Source organism: Nocardia sp. NBC_01499 (assembly GCF_045040275.1).
Lineage (GTDB): Bacteria > Actinomycetota > Actinomycetes > Mycobacteriales > Mycobacteriaceae > Nocardia.
The window spans coordinates 6,901,222-6,920,746 of sequence record NZ_CP109426.1 but is presented as its reverse complement, the minus strand read 5'-3'; the positions used below and the strand labels follow the sequence as shown (position 1 = coordinate 6,920,746).

At 64.6% G+C, this 19,525-nt stretch carries 19 protein-coding genes; 6 read left to right on the top strand and 13 right to left on the bottom strand.

Annotated features, from left to right (window positions below; genetic code table 11):
• Nucleotides 1-151 precede the first annotated feature (151 nt).
• A complete protein-coding gene (locus OG203_RS31660; RefSeq protein ID WP_405160889.1) occupies nucleotides 152-907 on the bottom strand; it encodes a serine hydrolase in 756 nt (251 codons plus the stop codon).
• 711 nt (nucleotides 908-1,618) lie between these two features.
• On the opposite strand from OG203_RS31660, the gene OG203_RS31655 reads away from it, so the two are divergent.
• The gene (locus tag OG203_RS31655; protein WP_405160888.1) at nucleotides 1,619-2,068 is read left to right on the top strand and encodes a hypothetical protein; all 450 of its coding nucleotides are present in this window, start codon (nucleotides 1,619-1,621) and stop codon (nucleotides 2,066-2,068) included.
• Nucleotides 2,069-2,172: 104 nt separating this feature from the next.
• On the opposite strand, the gene OG203_RS31650 is transcribed toward OG203_RS31655, so the two are convergent.
• From OG203_RS31650 to OG203_RS31620, 7 genes are all read right to left on the bottom strand, one after another.
• Nucleotides 2,173-3,462 carry a glycosyltransferase 87 family protein gene (locus tag OG203_RS31650; protein WP_405160887.1) on the bottom strand — a complete coding sequence of 430 codons (1,290 nt, stop codon included), beginning with the start codon at nucleotides 3,460-3,462 and terminating at the stop codon, nucleotides 2,173-2,175.
• A 105-nt stretch (nucleotides 3,463-3,567) separates the two neighbouring features.
• Nucleotides 3,568-4,614 carry an ABC transporter ATP-binding protein gene (locus OG203_RS31645; protein ID WP_405160886.1) on the bottom strand — a complete coding sequence of 349 codons (1,047 nt, stop codon included), beginning with the start codon at nucleotides 4,612-4,614 and terminating at the stop codon, nucleotides 3,568-3,570.
• Nucleotides 4,614-5,693: an ABC transporter ATP-binding protein gene (locus tag OG203_RS31640; RefSeq protein WP_405160885.1), complete on the bottom strand. Its 1,080-nt coding sequence runs from the start codon at nucleotides 5,691-5,693 to the stop codon at nucleotides 4,614-4,616. The genes OG203_RS31645 and OG203_RS31640 overlap by 1 nt, the downstream gene beginning before the upstream one ends.
• Entirely contained in the window at nucleotides 5,690-6,670 is a 981-nt protein-coding gene (locus OG203_RS31635; RefSeq protein WP_405160884.1) for an ABC transporter permease, read from the bottom strand. The genes OG203_RS31640 and OG203_RS31635 overlap by 4 nt, the downstream gene beginning before the upstream one ends.
• Nucleotides 6,671-6,755: 85 nt before the next feature.
• Nucleotides 6,756-8,531 carry an ABC transporter substrate-binding protein gene (locus OG203_RS31630; RefSeq protein WP_405160883.1) on the bottom strand — a complete coding sequence of 592 codons (1,776 nt, stop codon included), beginning with the start codon at nucleotides 8,529-8,531 and terminating at the stop codon, nucleotides 6,756-6,758.
• Nucleotides 8,532-8,578: 47 nt separating this feature from the next.
• Nucleotides 8,579-9,586 carry an ABC transporter permease gene (locus tag OG203_RS31625; RefSeq protein ID WP_405160882.1) on the bottom strand — a complete coding sequence of 336 codons (1,008 nt, stop codon included), beginning with the start codon at nucleotides 9,584-9,586 and terminating at the stop codon, nucleotides 8,579-8,581.
• A 378-nt stretch (nucleotides 9,587-9,964) separates the two neighbouring features.
• The gene (locus OG203_RS31620) at nucleotides 9,965-10,267 is read right to left on the bottom strand and encodes a hypothetical protein (protein WP_405160881.1); all 303 of its coding nucleotides are present in this window, start codon (nucleotides 10,265-10,267) and stop codon (nucleotides 9,965-9,967) included.
• A gap of 44 nt (nucleotides 10,268-10,311) precedes the next feature.
• On the opposite strand from OG203_RS31620, the gene OG203_RS31615 reads away from it, so the two are divergent.
• On the top strand, nucleotides 10,312-10,485 hold the full coding sequence (locus tag OG203_RS31615) for a hypothetical protein (protein WP_405160880.1): 174 nt from the start codon (nucleotides 10,312-10,314) through the stop codon (nucleotides 10,483-10,485).
• Between the two features lie 59 nt (nucleotides 10,486-10,544).
• Here OG203_RS31615 and OG203_RS31610 read toward each other — a convergent pair whose 3' ends face one another.
• From OG203_RS31610 to OG203_RS31600, 3 genes are all read right to left on the bottom strand, one after another.
• Nucleotides 10,545-11,768, bottom strand: a complete 1,224-nt coding sequence (locus tag OG203_RS31610; RefSeq protein ID WP_405160879.1) for a glutamate ABC transporter substrate-binding protein — start codon at nucleotides 11,766-11,768, stop codon at nucleotides 10,545-10,547.
• Nucleotides 11,769-11,963: 195 nt separating this feature from the next.
• Nucleotides 11,964-12,731, bottom strand: coding sequence for a hypothetical protein (locus OG203_RS31605; RefSeq protein ID WP_405160878.1), 768 nt, complete (start codon nucleotides 12,729-12,731; stop codon nucleotides 11,964-11,966).
• Nucleotides 12,732-12,749: 18 nt separating this feature from the next.
• Entirely contained in the window at nucleotides 12,750-14,063 is a 1,314-nt protein-coding gene (locus OG203_RS31600) for an urea ABC transporter substrate-binding protein (protein ID WP_405160877.1), read from the bottom strand.
• Between the two features lie 256 nt (nucleotides 14,064-14,319).
• Between OG203_RS31600 and arfB the strand changes: the two genes are divergently transcribed.
• Nucleotides 14,320-14,748, top strand: coding sequence for an alternative ribosome rescue aminoacyl-tRNA hydrolase ArfB (gene arfB / locus OG203_RS31595; protein ID WP_405160876.1), 429 nt, complete (start codon nucleotides 14,320-14,322; stop codon nucleotides 14,746-14,748).
• A 1-nt stretch (nucleotide 14,749) separates the two neighbouring features.
• Here arfB and OG203_RS31590 read toward each other — a convergent pair whose 3' ends face one another.
• Together OG203_RS31590 and OG203_RS31585 are read right to left on the bottom strand one after the other, a co-directional pair.
• Nucleotides 14,750-15,838 carry an NADH:flavin oxidoreductase/NADH oxidase gene (locus OG203_RS31590; RefSeq protein WP_405160875.1) on the bottom strand — a complete coding sequence of 363 codons (1,089 nt, stop codon included), beginning with the start codon at nucleotides 15,836-15,838 and terminating at the stop codon, nucleotides 14,750-14,752.
• Nucleotides 15,835-16,644 (bottom strand): alpha/beta fold hydrolase, encoded by an 810-nt coding sequence (locus OG203_RS31585; protein ID WP_405160874.1) that lies wholly within the window; start codon nucleotides 16,642-16,644, stop codon nucleotides 15,835-15,837. The genes OG203_RS31590 and OG203_RS31585 overlap by 4 nt, the downstream gene beginning before the upstream one ends.
• Before the next feature lie 98 nt (nucleotides 16,645-16,742).
• On the opposite strand from OG203_RS31585, the gene OG203_RS31580 reads away from it, so the two are divergent.
• The 3 genes from OG203_RS31580 (at nucleotide 16,743) to OG203_RS31570 (ending at nucleotide 19,521) form a co-directional block, all read left to right on the top strand.
• Nucleotides 16,743-17,315 (top strand): TetR/AcrR family transcriptional regulator C-terminal ligand-binding domain-containing protein, encoded by a 573-nt coding sequence (locus OG203_RS31580; RefSeq protein ID WP_405160873.1) that lies wholly within the window; start codon nucleotides 16,743-16,745, stop codon nucleotides 17,313-17,315.
• 626 nt (nucleotides 17,316-17,941) lie between these two features.
• Nucleotides 17,942-19,048 carry an ABC-three component system protein gene (locus OG203_RS31575; RefSeq protein WP_405160872.1) on the top strand — a complete coding sequence of 369 codons (1,107 nt, stop codon included), beginning with the start codon at nucleotides 17,942-17,944 and terminating at the stop codon, nucleotides 19,046-19,048.
• Nucleotides 19,045-19,521 carry an ABC-three component system middle component 2 gene (locus OG203_RS31570; RefSeq protein ID WP_405160871.1) on the top strand — a complete coding sequence of 159 codons (477 nt, stop codon included), beginning with the start codon at nucleotides 19,045-19,047 and terminating at the stop codon, nucleotides 19,519-19,521. The genes OG203_RS31575 and OG203_RS31570 overlap by 4 nt, the downstream gene beginning before the upstream one ends.
• Nucleotides 19,522-19,525: the final 4 nt, after the last annotated feature.

The window sequence follows — 19,525 nt, the reverse complement described above, 5'->3', positions numbered from 1 at the left end:
CCGCGACTGACAGGATCATCGAGTACGACGAATTCTCTCTACGCGACTGAAGCCGGGTACCGAGGGGTTTCATCGGCATCAGTGCGGCAGCCGCAACCCCTGAGCCCTGCGGCTGCCGCTCTGCCGCTTGGTGTGGTTCCGGTTTACCGTCTCAGAGTCCGGGCTGGTCGATCGTGCCGCGCAAGACGCCGATTCCGGCGGTCAAGGCGGAACCTCCTGTGGTCCAATCTATTCCGGCGGGCTGCGAGGTCAGTACGACCACCACGTATGGCAATTGCTGGGTCGAGGGTGGGCCGACCAGGCCGGTGGTGTCCAGGGTTGTCGAGGCGTCCAGCGCCATCCAGCCCTGCTTTACCGCCCAGTTGTCGTCGGTCAAGCCATCCGGGATGCCGAAGTACTGGTCGGTGCCGTCCGCGGCGATCTCGCTGGTGGCGCGCAGCGCACCGATGACAAGAGACCGGGACGGCTCGGGGACGCTGGTGGTGAGGTAGCGGTAGATGGTGACGACATCGCGTGCGGTGGTCAGTGTCTCGCCCCACTGCTCCGGGTCGTCGGGCGGCTGAGTTCCTGGCAGGCCGATCAGGTCGATCATCCGGCTGACGATCGCGTCGCCGCCGTTGTCGTCCCACAGGTCGTCGGCGATGTTGTCGTCGCTGGCGGACAACATCGTGCGCAGCTGTGCCGCGGTATCCGAATCCGGTTGCCAGCCTTGTTGGTTCAGCGCGTCGAGCGCGATCAGCAGCTTGACCACCGATGCGGTGTAGAACTGCTGATCGAGGTTCTGGCCGACAAGCACTGCGCCGGAACTGATGTCGGCCACATCGATGCCGACCTGCGTGCCCGGTGAGACGGCCTGAATCGCCGATTGCATCCGCTGTGCCAGCGCCGCGGACGACGCGGACGACACGACCGGCTGCGTGTAGGTGGCGGGCGAGGCGTGCTGAGCCGGTGTCCCGCTAACCGGCGTCAGCGCGGCCGTCGGGGTGCCTCCGGCTGGCGCCGTTGCCGCCGGGAGCGCCCGGTCTTGTGCACCGGCTACGGCCAGCGGGGCTGCTACTAACGCCGATATCGCAACTGCCGCTACACATCCGGCGGTTAGCGGCACCCGCCCCCAGTTCGATCCCATATCTATTTAGACCATGCCGGGCTGGTGAAACCTCGAGGGGCCCTTGGCAATTAGCTGTGACCCAGTGCCGTCACACGGAACGGTCCGCGCCGCTCATCGATATCGGCTCTCTCGAACCCCATCAGCACACCGTCGGCTAACCGCACCGAGCGGCGACCACTCGAGGTCGAAACGCGAATCCCCATGTCCGCAGCCAGAGGTATCGACTCAGGGTCGAGTCCGTCCAAAGGATGACACCGACAGCGACCACGGGGCGATGCCACGGGCGGGCGAACCGCGCAGAATCGCTGGTGCGGCTCGCGATCACAAGGTTCCTGTAGGGAAACCCTTAGCCGCAGCGGATTTGATGCACAGGTGCGGATGTACGGTTGTCCGTCAACCGCGGCCGAGTCTCGACGATACGGCCCGAAACGCCCGCACAGCGATGCGATAGCTCGATCTACATGGTGAATGGAGAAGACAGTGCCCGCGACGTTTCCGAGGTCCGTCACCGTGGCGACACCTGACGAAGTGCAGGACTACCGCCGCCGCGGGTGGACCGTCGCCGAAACCACCAACGGCGTATGCCTGATCACCGACGAGCAGGTAGCGGCCGTCGAGCTCACCGGGGACCTGGCCGCCGGCGTGCGCCGATACCTGCGGGCGAACAACCTGTCCGGCCCGGTCATCGAGATTCCGGGCGCACAGCGCCGCGAGATTCACCTGGTCGTCGGCGTCGCCAAGGCGGCGATGGCGATCGAGGCGCTACGCGGCGCTGGCGCGACCGTGCACACCGACGGCGCGAGCATCCCGCTGCCGCCGACCAGGCTGTCGACCGGCTCGGCGCGCTGGGATATCTCCCCCGCTGAAGCCCGCTGGGTGCCACCGGTCGTCGCGCTCGCCGCCGCGCTGCGCGCCACTGCCCCGAGCCGCACCGCTCGCCTCACCGAGGTGGCCTGCTGACAGCAGGCGAGAACTCAGCTGCGGCAGTGCTTCTCGTCCGCGGCCGACATCGCGGTCGTCCGGTGGAGGATCAGTCCCGATCGAGACATGAGTCGCACCAGCGACTAGACCTGTGCGTCGGCCACGTCGGGTGACGGCTCGCGGGTCGTCGATCTGCGTAGGGCTATCGCGGTCGCCGCGAGCAGGGCGACGGTGAGCCAGATGTAGGCGTTGCGATAGAGCGTCGTCGGATGGTTGTTGTTGGCGAAGTCGAAGACGCTGACCAGCGTGGGATCGAAAAAGGCAAGGACACCGCTGGATACGACGAGCGCGGTCGCCAGGAAACCGAGCGGTGCGACGAGACCACCGCGGCGCAGTGCCAGATCGCCGAGGCAGATCAGCAGCGGTGCGAGGAAAACCCAATGGTGCACCCAGCTGAAGGGTGAGACCGCCGTCATGGTGACACCAACGCACACCACCGCGGCCAGTTCACGCCCGGTCTGCGACAAGCGCCGCGCGAGATACAGGCAGACCGCCGCCATGAGCCCGGCACCGGCCAGCCAAATCAGTTGGTGCGCACCACCGACGCCGACCAACCGCGCAATCATGCCGCGCAATGATTCGTTCGACAGGTTGTCCGGGATGCCGACGCGTTCCGGGTCGATGAAGGCGCCGCTCCAGAACGTCAGCGAATCCTTCGGCAGCACTGCGAAACCGATGACCAGTGTCGCGGCGAATCCGCCGACCGCCATGCCCGCGGCCCGGTAGCGCCGGGTAACAAGCAGGTAGAGCACGAAGAACGCCGGTGTCAGTTTGATGCCCGCCGCGACGCCGGTCAGCACGCCTTTCCACCGCGACGTGTCCGGCAGTGCCATATCGGCGATGACGATCAGCAGCAGGAAGATATTGACCTGACCGAAGGCCATCGTCATGCGGATCGGCTCGCACCACAGCAGCAGTCCGGCAATCGCGACGGCCGCTATCGCCAGTCGCCGATCACGCCGGTAGCCGAGCATCGACAGCGCCACCAAGCACGAGACGACCAGCATGACGAAATTGCCGAAGCCGCCGACGAAGGTGTACAGATCACCGTGTATCCAGCGCAGTGGGACGAACAGCATCGCGGAGAACGGTGTGTAGACGAACTCCCAGACGCCTCGGGTGTTGCCGAGTAGCGGAGTGTCATAGACCGAAACATGATGGCTCACCCGGTCTCCGGCGATCTGATAAACGCTCAGATCGATCAGATGCAGCAGCACCTGCCGATGCTCGACCACCTGCACCAGGTAGTACACGCCGGCAACGACTCCAGCTACCACGATCGACCAGAACGCCAGCGGCGCGATAGTGCGGGGTACCGGGGCTTTCGGCGCGGCGGAGGACGCTTCGGTGCTCTCGACCGTCGTTATCGACAAACTAACTCCCAAGCAATCGGACTCCGTTCGCGCCACCCCACGCTAGCGGCACCTTCGCGCGCACACCACCCACCGCCGGAACTGGGTATACCCCCACCCACCAGATCAGGCGACCACGTGGCGTGGTTCGGGGAAGTGGCAGGCCGCTTGGTGGCCCTCGGTGGAATTGGCTAGTTGGATCAGCGGGGGTTCTTGTTCGGCGCAGATGTTTTCGGCCTTCCAGCAGCGGGTGCGGAAGCGGCAGCCGGATGGGGGGTTGATGGGGGAAGGGACGTCGCCGGTGAGGCGGATGCGGTCGCGCTGTTTGGCGCTGTCGGGATCGGCCTCGGGCACCGAGGACAGCAGTGCCTGGGTGTAGGGGTGGTGCGGGCGGTCGTAGAGGTCGGCGCGGTCGGCGATCTCCACGATCTTGCCCAGGTACATGACCGCGATGCGCTCGCTGAAGTGGCGCACCACGGCCAGGTCGTGCGCGATGAAGACGAAGGCGATGCCGAGCTCGCGCTGCAGCCGCTGCAGCAGGTTCACCACCTGTGCCTGGATGGAAACGTCCAGCGCGGACACCGGTTCGTCGGCGATGATCAACTTGGGGTCGAGCGCCAGCGCGCGGGCGACGCCGATGCGCTGGCGCTGCCCGCCCGAGAACTCGTGCGGAAAGCGGTTGTAGTGCTCGGGATTCAGGCCGACCGTCTCCAGTAGTTCCCGCACCCGGTTGCGTCGCCCGCCGGGCGGGTTGATGCCGTTGATCTCCATCGGCCCGGCAATGATCCTGCCCACCGTCTGCCTCGGGTTCAGCGAGGAGTACGGATCCTGGAAGATCATCTGGATCTCGGACCGGATGGGCGCGAGCTCGTGCCGAGACCGGTGGGTGATGTCCTGACCGCGGTAGGTGATGGAGCCTGCCGTCGGCTCCAACAGCCGGGCCAGCGCCCGCCCGGTGGTCGACTTGCCACAACCGGACTCGCCGACCAGCCCGAACGCCTCGCCAGCGGACACGCTCAGGTCGATGCCGTCCACCGCGCGAACCACCTCGGTGGTCCGTTTGAACAGGAATCCGGAGCGGATGGGGAAATACATTTGCAGCCCGGTGGCCGTCAGCAAGGGTCCGTCGCCCGTGGGCCGCGACGTCGGCAGGTGCAGAGTCTGTTCGGTCATCATGCCTTTCCGATCCCGAGCGTCGGCTGGACCACGTCGAGGAAGACGCGGTCGGATTCCTCGGTGGTCAGGTGGCAGGCCGAGCCGCGTCCCGTGGCCGAGCCGAGCTCGGGCCGTTCGCTCGTGCAGCGCCCGTCTGCCACGCGGTCCACGTAATCGCACCGAGGATGGAACGGGCATCCGGACGGCACGTCGATCAGGCTCGGCGGCGTGCCGCGCACCGGAGTCAGCGGCGTGTCCACGTCCCCGCCCAGGTGCGGGATCGAGGACAGCAGGCCCCAGCTGTACGGATGCCGTGGTCGTTGGAGCACCTCGCGTACGGTGCCCCGCTCGACGCACCGGCCCGCGTACATCACGAGCACGTCGTCGGCCATCTGCGCGACAACGCCCATATCGTGGGTGATCAGGATGATCGCCGTGTTGAACTCGGCCTGCAATTCCCGCAGCAGGTCCAGGATCTGCGCCTGCACCGTCACGTCGAGCGCAGTCGTCGGCTCGTCCGCGATCAGCAGGTCCGGGTCACAGCAGAGCGCGATGGCGATCATCACCCGCTGCCGCATGCCGCCGGAGAACTGGTGCGGGTACTCGTCCACTCGACGCTGCGGCTGCGGTATGCCGACCTTGGTCAGCATCTCGATGGCCCGCGCCCGCGCCCGCTTCTTGGTCGCGCCGGTGTGCCTGCGGTATGTCTCCATGATCTGATCGCCGACCGTGTAGTACGGCGACAGCGCGGTCAACGGATCTTGGAAGATCATCGAGATCCGCTTGCCACGGAACCGCCGCATGGTTCGCTCGTCCGCCCCGGCCAGGTCGGTCCCCTCGAACAGGATCTGCCCGCCGATCGTCGCCCGCTCCCGGTTGTGCAGGCCGAGGATGGCCATGGTCGACACGCTCTTGCCCGAGCCGGACTCGCCGACGATGCCGAGGGTCTTCCCCCTGGCGAGGTCGTAGGACAGCCCGTCCACCGCCTTGACCATGCCGTCCTCGGTGCGAAAGTGCACGAGCAGATCCCGCACCGACAGAATGGTGTCTTGGCTGGACATGTCACGCTCCAGATTCGTTTCGACGGTCGCGGTCATGACAGCCGCACCCTCGGGTCGATGAACGCGTACACAACGTCCACCACGATGTTGGCGACCACGACGGCGGTCGCGGCAAGCAGCACAACGGCCATCATCACCGGAAGGTCGGAGTCCTGCACGGAGTTGACCGCCAGCTGACCGATCCCGGGCAGATTGAACACCGTCTCGGTGACCAGGGCCCCGCCGAGCAGTACGGCGATGTCAAGTCCGAGCAGGGTGGCGATCGGGCTCATGGTGCCGCGAAAGGCGTGCTTCAGATAGAGATTCGCGCTGCCCATGCCCTTGGCACGCACCGTGCGGATGTAGTCCTCGTTCATCACCTCGACCATGGAGGAGCGGGTGAACCGCGCGTAGGCCGCGGCGGTGATGATGGCCAGGCAGACCCAAGGCAGGAACAGCCCGGTCGCCCATTTCACCGGATTGTCGAAGAACGAGGTGTAGGCGGGCACCTTCATGAGGTGCGTCGAATACACGAAAATGAATAACAGAAACGGTCCGAGTACGAAGATCTGCTGCGCGCCGCCGACCACCGCGAAGCCCATGGCGGCCTTGTCGGTGAACTTCCCTTTGCGCAGCGCGGCCAACAGGCCGAGGCCGATACCGACGACAAGGAACATCACGACCGCGCCGACGGTCAGCGAGAACGTGACCGGGATCCGGTCGAGGATGGTGTCGAGCACCGGTCGGTGATTGTGGAACGAGTAGCCGAGGCACGGAGCCGAGCACTGGGTGTCGGCGATGGTGCGGCCCGCGAAGATCCCGGCGAGGTAGATAAGGAACTGCTGCCAGACCGGTTTGTCCACGCCCAACTGGTGTGCGACGGCGGCGATGAGCTCGGGCGAGCAGGTCTTTCCACAGGCCAGCCTGGCGACATTGTTGCCGGGGGCCACGTAGAACATCATGAAGGTGACCGCGCAAATGATCAGCAGGATCACAATGCCGCCGAGGATCCGGCGAGTGAGGAAGGCCAGCATGCGGACGTGTCTCTCTGGAGGGGGTGGCGGCCGAGCCGGGTGACGGGCAGTCCATCACCCGGCTCAGGACCTCATCAGTCGTGCGCTACTTCTTGAGGTAAACGTTCAACAGGTCGAGGCTGGAGCTGAGCGCGTCCATCCGCGCCCCTCCGACCTTCGAGCCGAACATCACCTGCTTGCGCGCGTACACCACCGGAATCGCTGCCGCATAATCCTTTTGGATCATCTGGTCCAGCGGCATGTACTGCTTGCCCTGTTCGTTGATGTCCTGGATCGACTGGACTCGGTTGATCTCGTCGTCGACCTTCGGTTCCTTGAGCTGGGCTACGTTGTTGCCACCCTCGGTGGCCGCCCCGCTGTAGTACAGAGCGCTGTACACGGTCCGGTTGGTCGGCCAGTCCGGGCTCCACTGGTACCAGATCAGGTCGTACGGGTTGGCCAGGTGCCGGACGGCGTCGTAGAAGCCCTTGTCCGGCACCGGGTTCAGATTGACCTTGAATCCGGCGGCCTCGAGCGCACGCTTGATCGGGGAGCCGATCCGGTCGGCGGTCGGGGTGGTATCCCAGGCCACGTTGATCGGGGTGCCGAGTTTGCCTGCGGCGGTGAGGATCTGCTTCGCCTTCTCCGGATCGCCGTTATCGCCGGCGCCGAACGGGTTCGGCTGCGGCGAATAGCCGACCGAGGTGCGCGGACTGAGCGTGGTGGCGACATTGCCGTAGAAGGGGCCACCCTGCGTGGTGATCATGTCCTGCTTCGGGAACGCGATGGCAAGGGCCTTGCGCACGTCCAGGTCGGTGACCCGGGCGTTGTTGATCATGAAGGCCACCACCGCGCCGGTCTCGTTGTCCATCACGCGCTGCTTCAGGTTCGGATCCTGCATGATCGCCTGAACCTGGTCGGGGTCGACGCCGCCGTAATAAGCGGCCGCGTTCGGGTCGGTGTCCGCCTTCAGCTGATCGGTCTCCTGCTTGGCCTTGACGCCGAACTGGAAGTGGATCTGGTCAACGTACTGATGCCGGACCGGGTCGGTCTTCGGATCCCAGTTCGGGTTCTGCACCAGGGTCAGCGTCTTGTCGACCTCGTGGCCGCCGATCTTGTACGGCCCGGTTGCCATATCGCCGAGCCCGTTGACGTCGAGGTCGTCCGGTTTGGCGTCCAGTTCTTTGCGCACCGGGACGGTCTGGCCCATGGACGCGGCGAACGGGAAGTCCGACTGCGGCGCGGCCAGGTGGAAGATGATGGTCTTGGCGTCCGGCGTCTCGATCTTGTCGGGTCCGAGTTCCTGGCCACCGGAGTACGGACCGGGGTAGACCGAGTGGAAGTCGTCTTTGCCCGCCAGCCAGAGCTGGACCCACTGCGGTCCGGTGGCGAACTTCGTGTCGAAGGTGCGCTCGACGGCGTACTTGATGTCCTGGGACTTGATCGGCACGCCGTCGGCGTACTTCATGCCGTCCTTCAGCGTGTACTTCCAGGTCTTGCCGCCGTCGGAGGCCTCGCCGGTATTGGTGGCCAGGTCGCCCACCAGCGCCATCGTGCCGTCGTCGTTCTGCTTCAACATGGTGAGGCGTCGGTTCATCAGCCGGAACGCCTCGTCATCCGGCGCGGTGTAGATCTTGGCCGGGTCGTAGTCCGGGAAGTCGGCGCGCCACGTCAGGTTGAGCGTGCCACCCTTCTGGGCTCCCGCGACCTCTGCGGCCGGGCCGTTGGACTGCTGGCCGCTCGCGTCGAGGGTGAGCTTGTTCTGCGTGGCCTTCGGCTGGTCACCGCTACCGACATTGGTGCCGCCTGCCGAGCAGCCTGCCGCGGCCAGCACGGCGGCCGTGGCCACCGCGGCGGCCTGCGCGAGATACTTTCTCTTCATTCCAGTTCCTGCCTCTTCCTGACGCCGTGAACCGGCGACCCAACGGGTTATCGGCTTCCCTTCGGGTCAAGGGCGTCGCGCACCGAGTCCCCGAGCAAGTTGAACGCGAGCACAAAAAGCATCATCCCGAGACCGGGGAAGACCAGATAGGTGATGTCCGAGGAGATCAGACCGGCTCCGTTTTGGACCATCACACCCCAGTCGGGCGTCGGATCCTTGATGCCGACGCCGAGAAAGGACAGCGCCGCCTCCGCCGTGACGTACCCGGGCAGGTCCAGCGTCGCGAGCACCAGGATCGGGGTCCACAGATTCGGTAGCAGTTCCCTGAAGATGATGCGTCCTGGACTGGCCCCGGTCACCTTGGCCGCCTCGACGAACTCCCGCTCGCGCAGCGAGAACACCTGCCCGCGCAGCAGCCGGGCGTTGCGAGTCCAGCCGAACAAGGTCAGCAGCCCGATCAAGCTGCCGGCCCGCACCCAGAGCGGAACCTCCTGCCCGGTGGCCAAATAACCGGCCCAGGCGACGGGCATGAAAGCGAGCATGAACAGGGTCGACGGAACCGACAGCAGGGTGTCGGTGATCCGACTGATGATGTAATCGGTCCGGCCGCCCACGTACCCGGCGGTGACCCCGAGCACCGTGCCGATGATGGCCGTCAGCAACACCACGGCCAACGAGATCAGCAGGGAGGTACGGATTCCGTACACCAGCACGATGAGCACGTCACGGCCGGTGTGCGGTTCGATGCCGAACCAGAATTGGCTGTCGATGCCGCCGTTGGGCTTGATCGGGAAGCCGGTGTCGGTGAGCAACCCGTTGCCCGGCGTGGCATACGGGGTGTACGGGTCCTTGCCGTAGAGCCAGGAGATCAGCGGCGCGCCGAGACCGACGGCGAAGAAGAACAGCACGACGATGCCCGCCACCACGCCGGTTTTGTCCCGCTTGAACCGAAGCCAGGCGAGTTGACCGGGAGACCGGCCGAGCGGGCCCTTCCGGTCCACCTTGGCAGTAGTTACCGCATCCGGTGGATTCTCGTCCGTGAGCAAGGTCGCCATTTACATCCCCTTGATCACCACGAGCCAGCAACAATGGGCGAAACGTACGGCCCGTGACCCGTCATCGTCAACCCCCACTCACCTTTACTTAACAAAATGTGCACATAGATCGGGCACTCGGTTTGTGAACACCACAATCAGGCCACCATTGCGTCGGTTTTTGTACCAGAGGCCAAGCCGTCCGAGTACCCTAGCGCCACCGCTGCGCCCAAATCACCTGACCCTCAACAGATCTCACCGTCGGGTGACGGCCGCGGTCCGGCAGCGTCAACTGGGGACTTCCCCAGTCCCGAGGGTTGCGCGGCGAGCGCGAATACGTTACCGCCCACAAGTGCCAGCCGGCTTCGGAATTCGCATCGGATACTCGAGGGCCGAGGTTTATCGCCCCACGATCCAGTGCAGCAGTCGGGTGAGGTCGGCGCGGTGGGTTTGCGCCAGGCCCAGGTCGGGGCTGGCCAACAATGGCAACCGCAGGCCTGCGACAGTCGCGTGCAGTAGGACGGCGGACGAAGCGGCACCTACCTCGGTGAGCAGGTCGGCGATGATCTCGCGGATCTCATCCACCCACAGTGTCGCGACGGTGGCCAGTTCGGGCTGGCGCACGATCTCCAGATAGCAGCTCAGCAGCGGTATCGCCTGGCATCGACCGCCATCGGCCGACCTCAGCAACCAATCGGCCAACTGGTCGACCGGAACGGTTCGCGGATTCCGCGCTGCTGGACGAGGTGGCCACCGTTGGTGCGCAACCGGAGGCGGCCGCGCAATTCGTGGATCCCGCGCAGTACGGGCTGCAGATTCGGCATCAGGTCACCGCGGCGACACTGGACACGAAACTGACCCTCGCCACGGCGGCAGGCAATACCGAACGCACGGTCTACAGCGATCCGATCCCGCTGTAGCGATGATCCGACGGGCGGATCCGTGCTCGGACCCGCCCGTCGACCGTGATACTCCTAGATCAGGATTCGACGAAGTCGGCGTTTACCGCGCACAGCATCCATGTGCCGTCCCTGCGGGACAGGGTGTTGGTGAAGTCGATGTCCTTGAAGTACTGCTTGTACTTGTCGGGCACGTTCGTGTACGTGATATGAGCCAAGAGGGTTGCCGAATCGGGGCTGGTTTGGCTCAAGCCGGTACTGGTGGCGTCGTAACTGACGTCCTTGACCTCGGGGCCGAGATTCGTATCGTTCTGCGGGACCAACTGGGCGACATTCCCGCGGAGCGTCTCTTGCGCCTCGGGGCAGGAGACCGCTGCCAAACTTGTCCAGTCCTTCGCATTGACCATGGTGATCATATCGTTCCCGGTCTTGACCAGGTTCGGGTCGAGCTTGGTCGAATCTCCGGCGGCGATCGGTGCGTCGGGAGCGTTGAATACCGGCGGGGCAGGCAGCGGCTGGTATCCGCCGCGCTTCAAGTTGGCATCCACCGAACGCTGCCACGAACCGTCGGCGATCATCGCCTGGATCGCGCCGGTGATCCGAGTCTGCAGATCGATATTGCCCTTCTTCACACCGACGCCATAGCGCTCCTTGGTAAACGGATGGCCGACCACCCGCAACTGGTCCGGATGCGTGGCGGCATAACCCGCGAGGATCACACCGTCGGTGCTCACCGCGTCCACAGTGCCGGCGAGCAGATCATCGACGCACTGGGAATACGTATCACGAGCAGTCAAATTGACATCGGCGGCGAAGTCTTTCTTGATCTTATCCGCTGACGTGGAACCCTTTGCGCTACAGACACTTCGACCACCGAGCGCCTCGGGACGATCGATGCCGGTTTCCCCTTGACGCACCAGCAGATCCTGACCGGTCATCAGATATGGACCAGCGAAAGACACCTGCTTCTGCCGAGCCGCCGAAATCGAATACGAGGCGACGACGAAATCGACCGCACCCGAGCTCAACATGTCTTCCCGCTGCTCGGTGCGCGCTTCCTTCCAGGTGATGTGATCGGGCTGCACGCCAAGGTTATTGGCGATGTAGGCGGCGGTATCGACATCGAAACCCCGCGGCTTCCCGTCCGCTCCCATCACCGACATTCCCGGCTGGTCGTATTTGATGCCGATGGTGAAAGACGGTGACTTGTCCGCGGCGGACGACGACTGGTCGTTGTCCTTGGAACATGCGGCACCCGATATCAGGGTGGCCGCGAGTGTCACGGTGAGGACGACACGCTTCATTGAGGGCGTAACCTCCATACTTTGTTAGGGACGTGTGTATGCGTGTAGCGGCCCCAGAATCGGCGACCGAGTGCGCGATCCAGGGTTCTCATGCAGGCCTTTACCGGCCGATCTATACCGCGAGAGCAGGCCGATCCCAGACGAATGCCGTGCAATTAGAGCACATCGCTCTAGCTCACGGCCGCAACGAATCGGTCAGTATTCGAGCTGCTGCATATGGTTCAGCACATACCGGAACGGCTCGGCCGAGATCGGCAATCTGCTGCCGAAAGGACTGTCGAGCACACCGACCAGAAATAGCCCGAAGGAGATGACGACGGCCAGAAACGCCAGCAGAATCCGGTGCAAGGTAAGGCTTTTCATCTCGTACAGACACGCAAGGGCCATCGTCGCCACCGCGCCGGTGTAGAGCAGAATGACGATGAGCTCCGGCACGCCGGAGGTGCCGGCGAGCAGCCGAAGCCGCCGTGCGTCACCGACCTCGTTGAGTCGCGTGATCGACTGGGAGTACAGCGGATTGGCGCGCTCCTCCGGCGACACATCGGTATAGATGTGCCATAGCTCGATCAGGCTCGCGTCAGCGCGAACACTGGATTCGTCCTTCGCCAGCAACGGCCATTCCTCGTCGATGGTCAATCGCAGATACGTCCTTGTCGAATCCTGTACGTCACGTTGCACCGGCAGCGAGAACCCGCGCGACATTCGCTCCAGGTTGGCGACCGCGTTCGCCTCCCGTGCCACCCCGGCCTGTGTATCGGAATAGTTGTGCCAGACAACGGAAATGGTGAAGGAAAGAAACAGCGCGTAGGCGCCGCCGACGGTGCCGAGCGCCGCACTGATCATGGCGTTATCGATGGCACGCCCAGCGTCCACCCGCCGGAATTTGTGCACGACGGTCAACACGAGCTGAGCTAATGTCGCCGCGGCGACGACCATCAGCAATCCCCCGAACCAGGTCGGCATCGGTGTCTTCGCCTCCGTTCAGCCGGCCGGGGCCGACCAGTCGCCACCCCACATCCGGAACAATTCGCTCACCATGTCCTCCCACGCCTGCTTGGTCCGAAAGATGCTGTACGGCATCGGATGCACGAGGGCTTCGGATGCCCAGATGATGTCGACCTGCCCGTCCGCGCGAATTCGTCCGATCCGCGGCGTCTTCCACGTGTGCAAGTTTTCCTCGTCCACGTAGACGCGTCCCTGCGGTGCGTTCATCCCCATCCCCCGAATGGCCCGCAATACCCGCTGCGGGTCGGCGGAGCCGGCCGATCGCACCGCTTGCGCCCACAGATGCACACTCGCGTAGGCGGCCTCCATCTGATCGGAGACAACGGTGTCGGGTCCATACCGACGCTTCACCTCGGCGACAAAGCGATGATTATCGGCCGTGTCGATGCTCTGAAAGTAGGTTTGCGCGACGTAATCGCCTGCCATGGTTGCCGTTTCCAGCGATTGCAGCTCCGTCTCGCCCAGTGCGAGCGACAATGTGGGAATGGTTTTGGGCGTGATTCCCGCCGCCCGCAGGTCTCGAAAGAATGGGATGTTCGTATCGCCGACCACTGTGCTGACGATGACTTCGGGCTGAGTTTCCTTGATAGCCTGCAAGATCGGCGCCGTTTCCGACGAGCCCAGTGGCAGATACTTCTCGCCGACCACGGTGCCGCCCAGGTATTCGGCCTGCGCCTTGATCACCGCGTTGGCGGCGCGTGGCCAAATGTAATCGGAGCCGACCAGGAAGATGCGCTTGCCGCGATTTTCCATGAACCACTTCACCGCGGGAATGATGTACTGATTCGGCGTCGCACCGGTGTACACGACGTTCGGGGAGCTCTCGACCCCTTCGTAAAACGTCGGATAGAACAACGCGTTGTGATGGCGTTCGAAGATCGGCACCACGGTACGGCGACTCGCCGAGGTGTAGCACCCGAACACCGCCTCGACGTGTTCCTCGCCGATCAGCCGCTCCGCCTCGGCAGCGAAAGTCGGCCAGTCCGAACGCCCGTCGACGATGATCGGCTCCACCCGCCGCCCGAGCAGACCACCGCTTGCGTTGATCTCCTCGATGGCGAGCAGGGTGGTCTCGTTGATGGGACGCTCAGCGATCGCCACCGAACCGGTCAGCGAATGCAGGATGCCGACCCTGATCGGCTCGGCCTGCGCACTGACCGTCGGCCACCCCGCGGCAGGCACGACGCCAACCCATCCGAACAGCACGACGGTGACCAGCGCGCGCACTGCCGTGCGTGCGACACGGGACCGCGCGCCGACTTCGGCGAACCGCTGTTGCACAGTACTCACCCGCGGGATCTCCCGGAAGATTGGTCGGCGTGGAAAGCGAAGGCAACTCGGATCGCTGAGACGTTGCGGAGATTAGCACCGAACCACAGACAACCGACCCAACCGGCGCACCCCGCCGCGCCGGGCTCGACGAGCTGGCCTGCTTGGTACCCGTCGACAAGGTCGTCGCTATCGTGAACGGCAAGGTCGCCATTCAGTCGTAACCAGACCGACGTGGCCTAGTCGACTCGCGGATCGGAGAGAACGGCATCGGATCATGGCGGAGGACCTGACCGTGACTCGAACGCTGGTGATACCAGCGTCCGAGTTACACGAGCGGTTCTCGCGGTCGTCCGGTCCGGGCGGGCAGCACGTCAATACCACCGACAGCCGGGTAGAGCTGTCGTTCGATCTCGCCAACTCGCCCTCCGTGCCGGAGTGGCTGCGCACCAGGATGCTCGACCGCCTGGCCACCCGCCTGGTCAACGGGGTGCTCACGATCGCAGCATCGGAGCAACGCGCACAGCTGCAGAACCGCGCAGCCGCCCGCGAACGCCTGGCCTCGTTACTGCGTGACGCCGCTGCCGCCCCGCCACCCGTTCGCCGCGCCACCAAGCCCTCGCGCGGAGCAAAGGAACGTCGCATCGCCGCGAAAAAGCGACGCGGTGTCACCAAACGCAACCGCCGCGCCTCCCCCGACGACTAGCTCAAAGAGCGCGTTGATACTGGTCGGGCCACGCTTCTTTATCCGCCGGGCGCTGGCGTAAAGCGAAATACGGGTCGCGGAGCAGCGGGCGCCCCATCATCGCGGCGTCCAGCTGGCCGTTCGCCACCAGTTCGCCGATCAGCGACACGTCGTCGATTTGTCCGACCGCGGTGACCGCGAGTCCCGTCGCGTTCTTGAGTATTGCCGCGAACTCGACGTGGACTCCGGCCCGGATCGGCGGGCGGGCCTCTTGGTCCCGCACCACCAGTCCGGATGTGATGTCGAGGAGATCGATCCCCACGACCGCGAGTTCCTTGGCGAACAGCACCGAGTCGTCGATGGTGAGGCCGCCCTCGATCCAGTCCGTGGCGGTGATCCGGACGGAGACCGGGTTGTCGGCCGGGAAGGCATCCCGGACGGCGCGGGCCACCTGCAGCGCGAGACGCATCCGGTTCTGCGGACTACCGCCGTATTCGTCGGTCCGGCGATTGGACAGCGGTGAGAGGAACTGGTGCAGAAGGTATCCGTGCGAGGCCTGGATCTCGACCACTTGGTATCCGGCCAGGTCGGCCATGCGGGCAGCATGGGCGAAAGCCGCGACCACTTCATCGATGTCGGCGTGGTCGGCTTCCCGGGGTGTGGCCAAGTCGCCGAACGGAATTGGCGAGGGGCCGAACGTCTGCCAGCCGCCGCCAGCCGCGCGCACGGAACCGTTCTGCCCGGCACCCACCCAGGGCAGCTGATGCGACCCTTTTCGGCCAGCGGCCTGCAATTGAATCCCGGGAACCGTGCCGCGCTCGCGGATGAACGAGGTCAGGCGCCGGTGCACGGCGGCCTGATCCTCGTTCCAGATACCGAGGTCCGCGGTGGTGGTCCGGTGCAGCGGGCCAACGGCACTGGCCTCGACCATGATCAGACCGACCGCGCCGACCGCGCGGGCGCCATAGTGCACGAGATGCCAGTCGTTCGGTTTTCCGTCCTGGCCCGCGGCGTACTGGGCCATCGGGGACATCCACACCCGATTGGGCAAAGTGACTTCCCGCAGTCGCAGCGGGCTCATCTCGGGTCTGGTGAATTCTGGGCTGGTCACAGCCGAACCCTCGTCCGCACGCTGGCCAACAGCTTCGCCGTGCCTTCGGGGGCCTCTACCGGAAAGTGGTGGCTGCCCAGGTCGATGAGCACGATGTCGAGGCGGTCCGCGTAGCGGTCGATCGCTTCTTGGCTTACCAGGTCACGGATCGCGAAGACGGTGATCGGCGGCTTCGTTTCGCGCAGCGCCGCGTCCATGTCCCAGCGGATCAGGCCCTCGATGGCCCGCAGACCGGCGGGTTGCCGCACCGCGACCATCTTTTCGAAGTACGCGTCCTGGAGAGCCTGATCTGTTCCAGCCGGCGAACCTCCCTCGACGAGACCGCGCACCGCACCGGCGAAGTCCGCACCGAACATGTGCACCATCGCCTCGGTCTGCTGTTCGTCCAACGCGGGGAACAGCGACAGATAGTGCAGCGCGTCGAGAGCGACCACCTGCGAAACCAGGTCGGGGAACAATCGGCCGACCTCGACGGCGACCGCGCCACCGTGCGAGTGTCCCGCCACGATCACCGCGTTCGCCGACTCGGCTTGCAGTACCGCGGCCACGTCGCGAGCGAACTCTTCGATGGTCCAGACGTCCCGAGTCGACCGCGACTCGCCGTGCTCGGCGAGGTCGATCGCGAGGACCCGGTAGTTCTCGGGCAGATGGTCGGTCACCGCATCGAAATCGCTGCGATCGCACGCCCAGCCGTGGATGAGAGCCAGGGTCGGACCGCCCGCCGGACCGCTGGCCGTGTACCGGATCGTCGTGTGGTCGGATCGCTGAACCTCGAGGTTCCGCTTGGTCCTACCTGAAGTCGTCATACAAACCTCGCAGTGATCGTTGCGTTAGTGACTCCACCGTAGAGCAAACGCACCGATCACTGCAATAAAAAAGCAATGATCGGTGCAATAATGGACGCATGTCGGTGCCGAACCCCTCTCCGCCCCACGCAGGCAGCAGACCTGGGGGGCGGTCCGCCCGAGTCCGCGCGGCCGTACACCGGGCGGCCGAAGAGTTGATCACCAGTGAGGTCACCGAACAATTGACCATCCCCGTCGTAGCCGCCCGCGCAGGCGTCCACGCCACCACCGTCTACCGCCGCTGGGGCTCGGTCGGCGAGCTGCTCGCAGACGTCGCGACCAGCCGCTTTTCCGGCGACATCGTGGTGCCGGACACCGGAACCCTGCGCGGCGACCTGGAGCGCTACGCATGCGACCTGGCCAGGGACCTCTGCGACCCGGACACCCTCGCCCTGGTCCGCGCCACCATCGGCATCGGCGGAGAACAAGGCGCCGCCGCCTGCCGCGGCGAACGCCAACAGCAACTCGAAGCCATCCTCGAACGCGAACAGACCCGGGGAAACCAGCCCCCCACCCTGGAACGCACCACGGATGCGGTGCTCGCTCCCCTCTACTACCGGGCCGTCTTCACCAACGACCCACTCACCCCCGAGTGGGCGCGCTCCCTCGTGACACACCTATTGCCGGACTGACACCTCGGCCACGTCGGTCCGGCTGATGGCCTGCTTGCCGAAGACCTCTCGTGCCCCCAGTCCGGCTCCACCCAGAAGCACATCGTTTGCGGAGACGGGAACCTGGCGACGGCCGGGCAACTGAAGCCCTTGACTGTCCAGACGCGGGTTCAGTTGCCACCGCGTTCGGGCGGGCGTGCCCGGACGAATCCCCAAGCCACGCCGAACTAGCGACCAGTCTCCGATCGAACGCCACGGGGCAGCGCTCCGCCGCGTACACACATTCGCACGCAGGCCGTGAAACTGGCGATTTCCGCCGATGTTCGCGGTGGCCAGATGGTATAAGCGCCGCCAAAGCAGGTTGGCCGATCTGCGAAGATTTAGCTGTCGGATCGGGTGGCGCGCTGGGCTACAGGTTTGTGGTCGCGGATTCGCGTCCTTGGCGCAGCCAGACCCCCGCTCGATGGGCACCCGGTCTGTTCACGAAATGATGGTGTGCTCGTCGTAGGAGCCGGGCGACAGGGTGGAGCGATGTTCGGAGCTTGCTGGCTTCGTAACATAAATGGATGCAGCGAACGACGTAGGGAACATAGAGTTTGGCCTGGCTGCAGGTACCTTGAATTAGGGGACAGGGGAGGTGTTGTGTGGTGTCAGTCGGCGCTAGTGACTCCACGGCGCTCAGCGACTTGACGGCGCCGTCGATGCCGGTGCCGTCGACGCTCGCGGGGCCGCCTGTTCCGCCAAAGCAACGGATCTTCTTCTACGAATCTAGCGAGTGGGAGGAGTTCATCCTCGAATGGGCAGAGGGGCTCAAGGAGGACGATCAGGGGAACGCGTATGCCCAGTTGAAGCGACTCGGCGGTGCAGGCGACGGCGGCATCGACGTCGCGGCTTTCAAGTCTGCGCAACAGCTGGAGGGCCCGTGGGACTGTTTTCAGGGCAAACACTATGCCGTCGGATTGACCTTCTCTGACGCCGCCAAGGAGATGCTGAAGGTCTTCCGACATGCGGTAGCAGGTGACTATCTGCTCCCGGACCGCTACCTGTTCATGGCTCCGCAGGGGGCTACGACGAGCCTGAACCGCTTACTGAGCACACCTGGCAAGTTGCGCTCGATGTTTCTGGAGAATCTTGAGTCGGGGAAGGCTCTTGTTAAGGGTCTCACTTCGCAGGAGATCGAAGCTGTGCATGTACGAGCCGCTCGCGTCGACTTTTCGATGTTCCAAGCGGTCCAGTTGCACGAGATGCTGGATGTTCACCGCAGAACTCCGTACCACGCCGCAAGGTTCGGTACCCCGCTACCTCGACGGACCGTTCCAGCTGAACCGCCGGAACTGATCGCCGAGATCGAGGCCCAGTATATTTCCGAGCTGCGGCAGGTATACGTCGAGAAGGATCCCGAAGGGGTCGACGATTCCACAGTGCTGAGTGAGCATCCTGACTATGGGAGCCATTTTCAGCGTCAGCGGGTGAGTTTCTACAAGGCCGAGTCCCTCCGTATGGATGCGCGAGACGCTGTTCCAGATGGCACGTTCGACGCGCTACAAGGAGATGTTTACGACGGTGTGATCGACGTTGTTGAGGCAAATCACCCAAGCGGCTTGGATCGCCTCACAGCTGTTCTGACTCATGCGACGGCATTGAACCTGGGCCAGCATGCGCTGGTTTCAATCACCAAACCCGACGACGTCAAGGGGATCTGCCACCAGTTGGCCAATGAGTCTCGCCTCTCCTGGACGAAAGGCAGGACGTGAATCCACTTAATAGCCCCCTTGAGACCGGTGTCCGTGTGCTGATGGTTCTCACCTCAGCCTTCCCGGAGCATCTTGGTCTGAACCAGCTCGTGCTGCTGGACCACGGCCTGCTCCACAGCGCAGACCTAGGCGGACCGCCGAGTCTGCATCCGCCGATCCCGATCCGGGCCAGTGGTCTCGGCGTCCGGCGCGCGACTATCGAATCCGGGCTCGATGTGCTGATTCGTTCAGATCTGGCCCACGCGGGTCTGGGCGCTGACGGGATTGAGTACTGGGCCGGAGAACGCGCCGACGGGTTCATCAGGCTCCTCGAATCCGCCTACGCTGCCGAGCTCCAGAAACGAGCTGCCTGGGTCGTTGGGCGGTATGAGGGACTCGATGACGTGGCCCTTCGCCGAGAGTTCAACACTGCGGTGCGCCACTGGGCTGAAGAGTTCCACTACCCGGCCGTTTCATCCGAGGGAACGGGATAGGTCC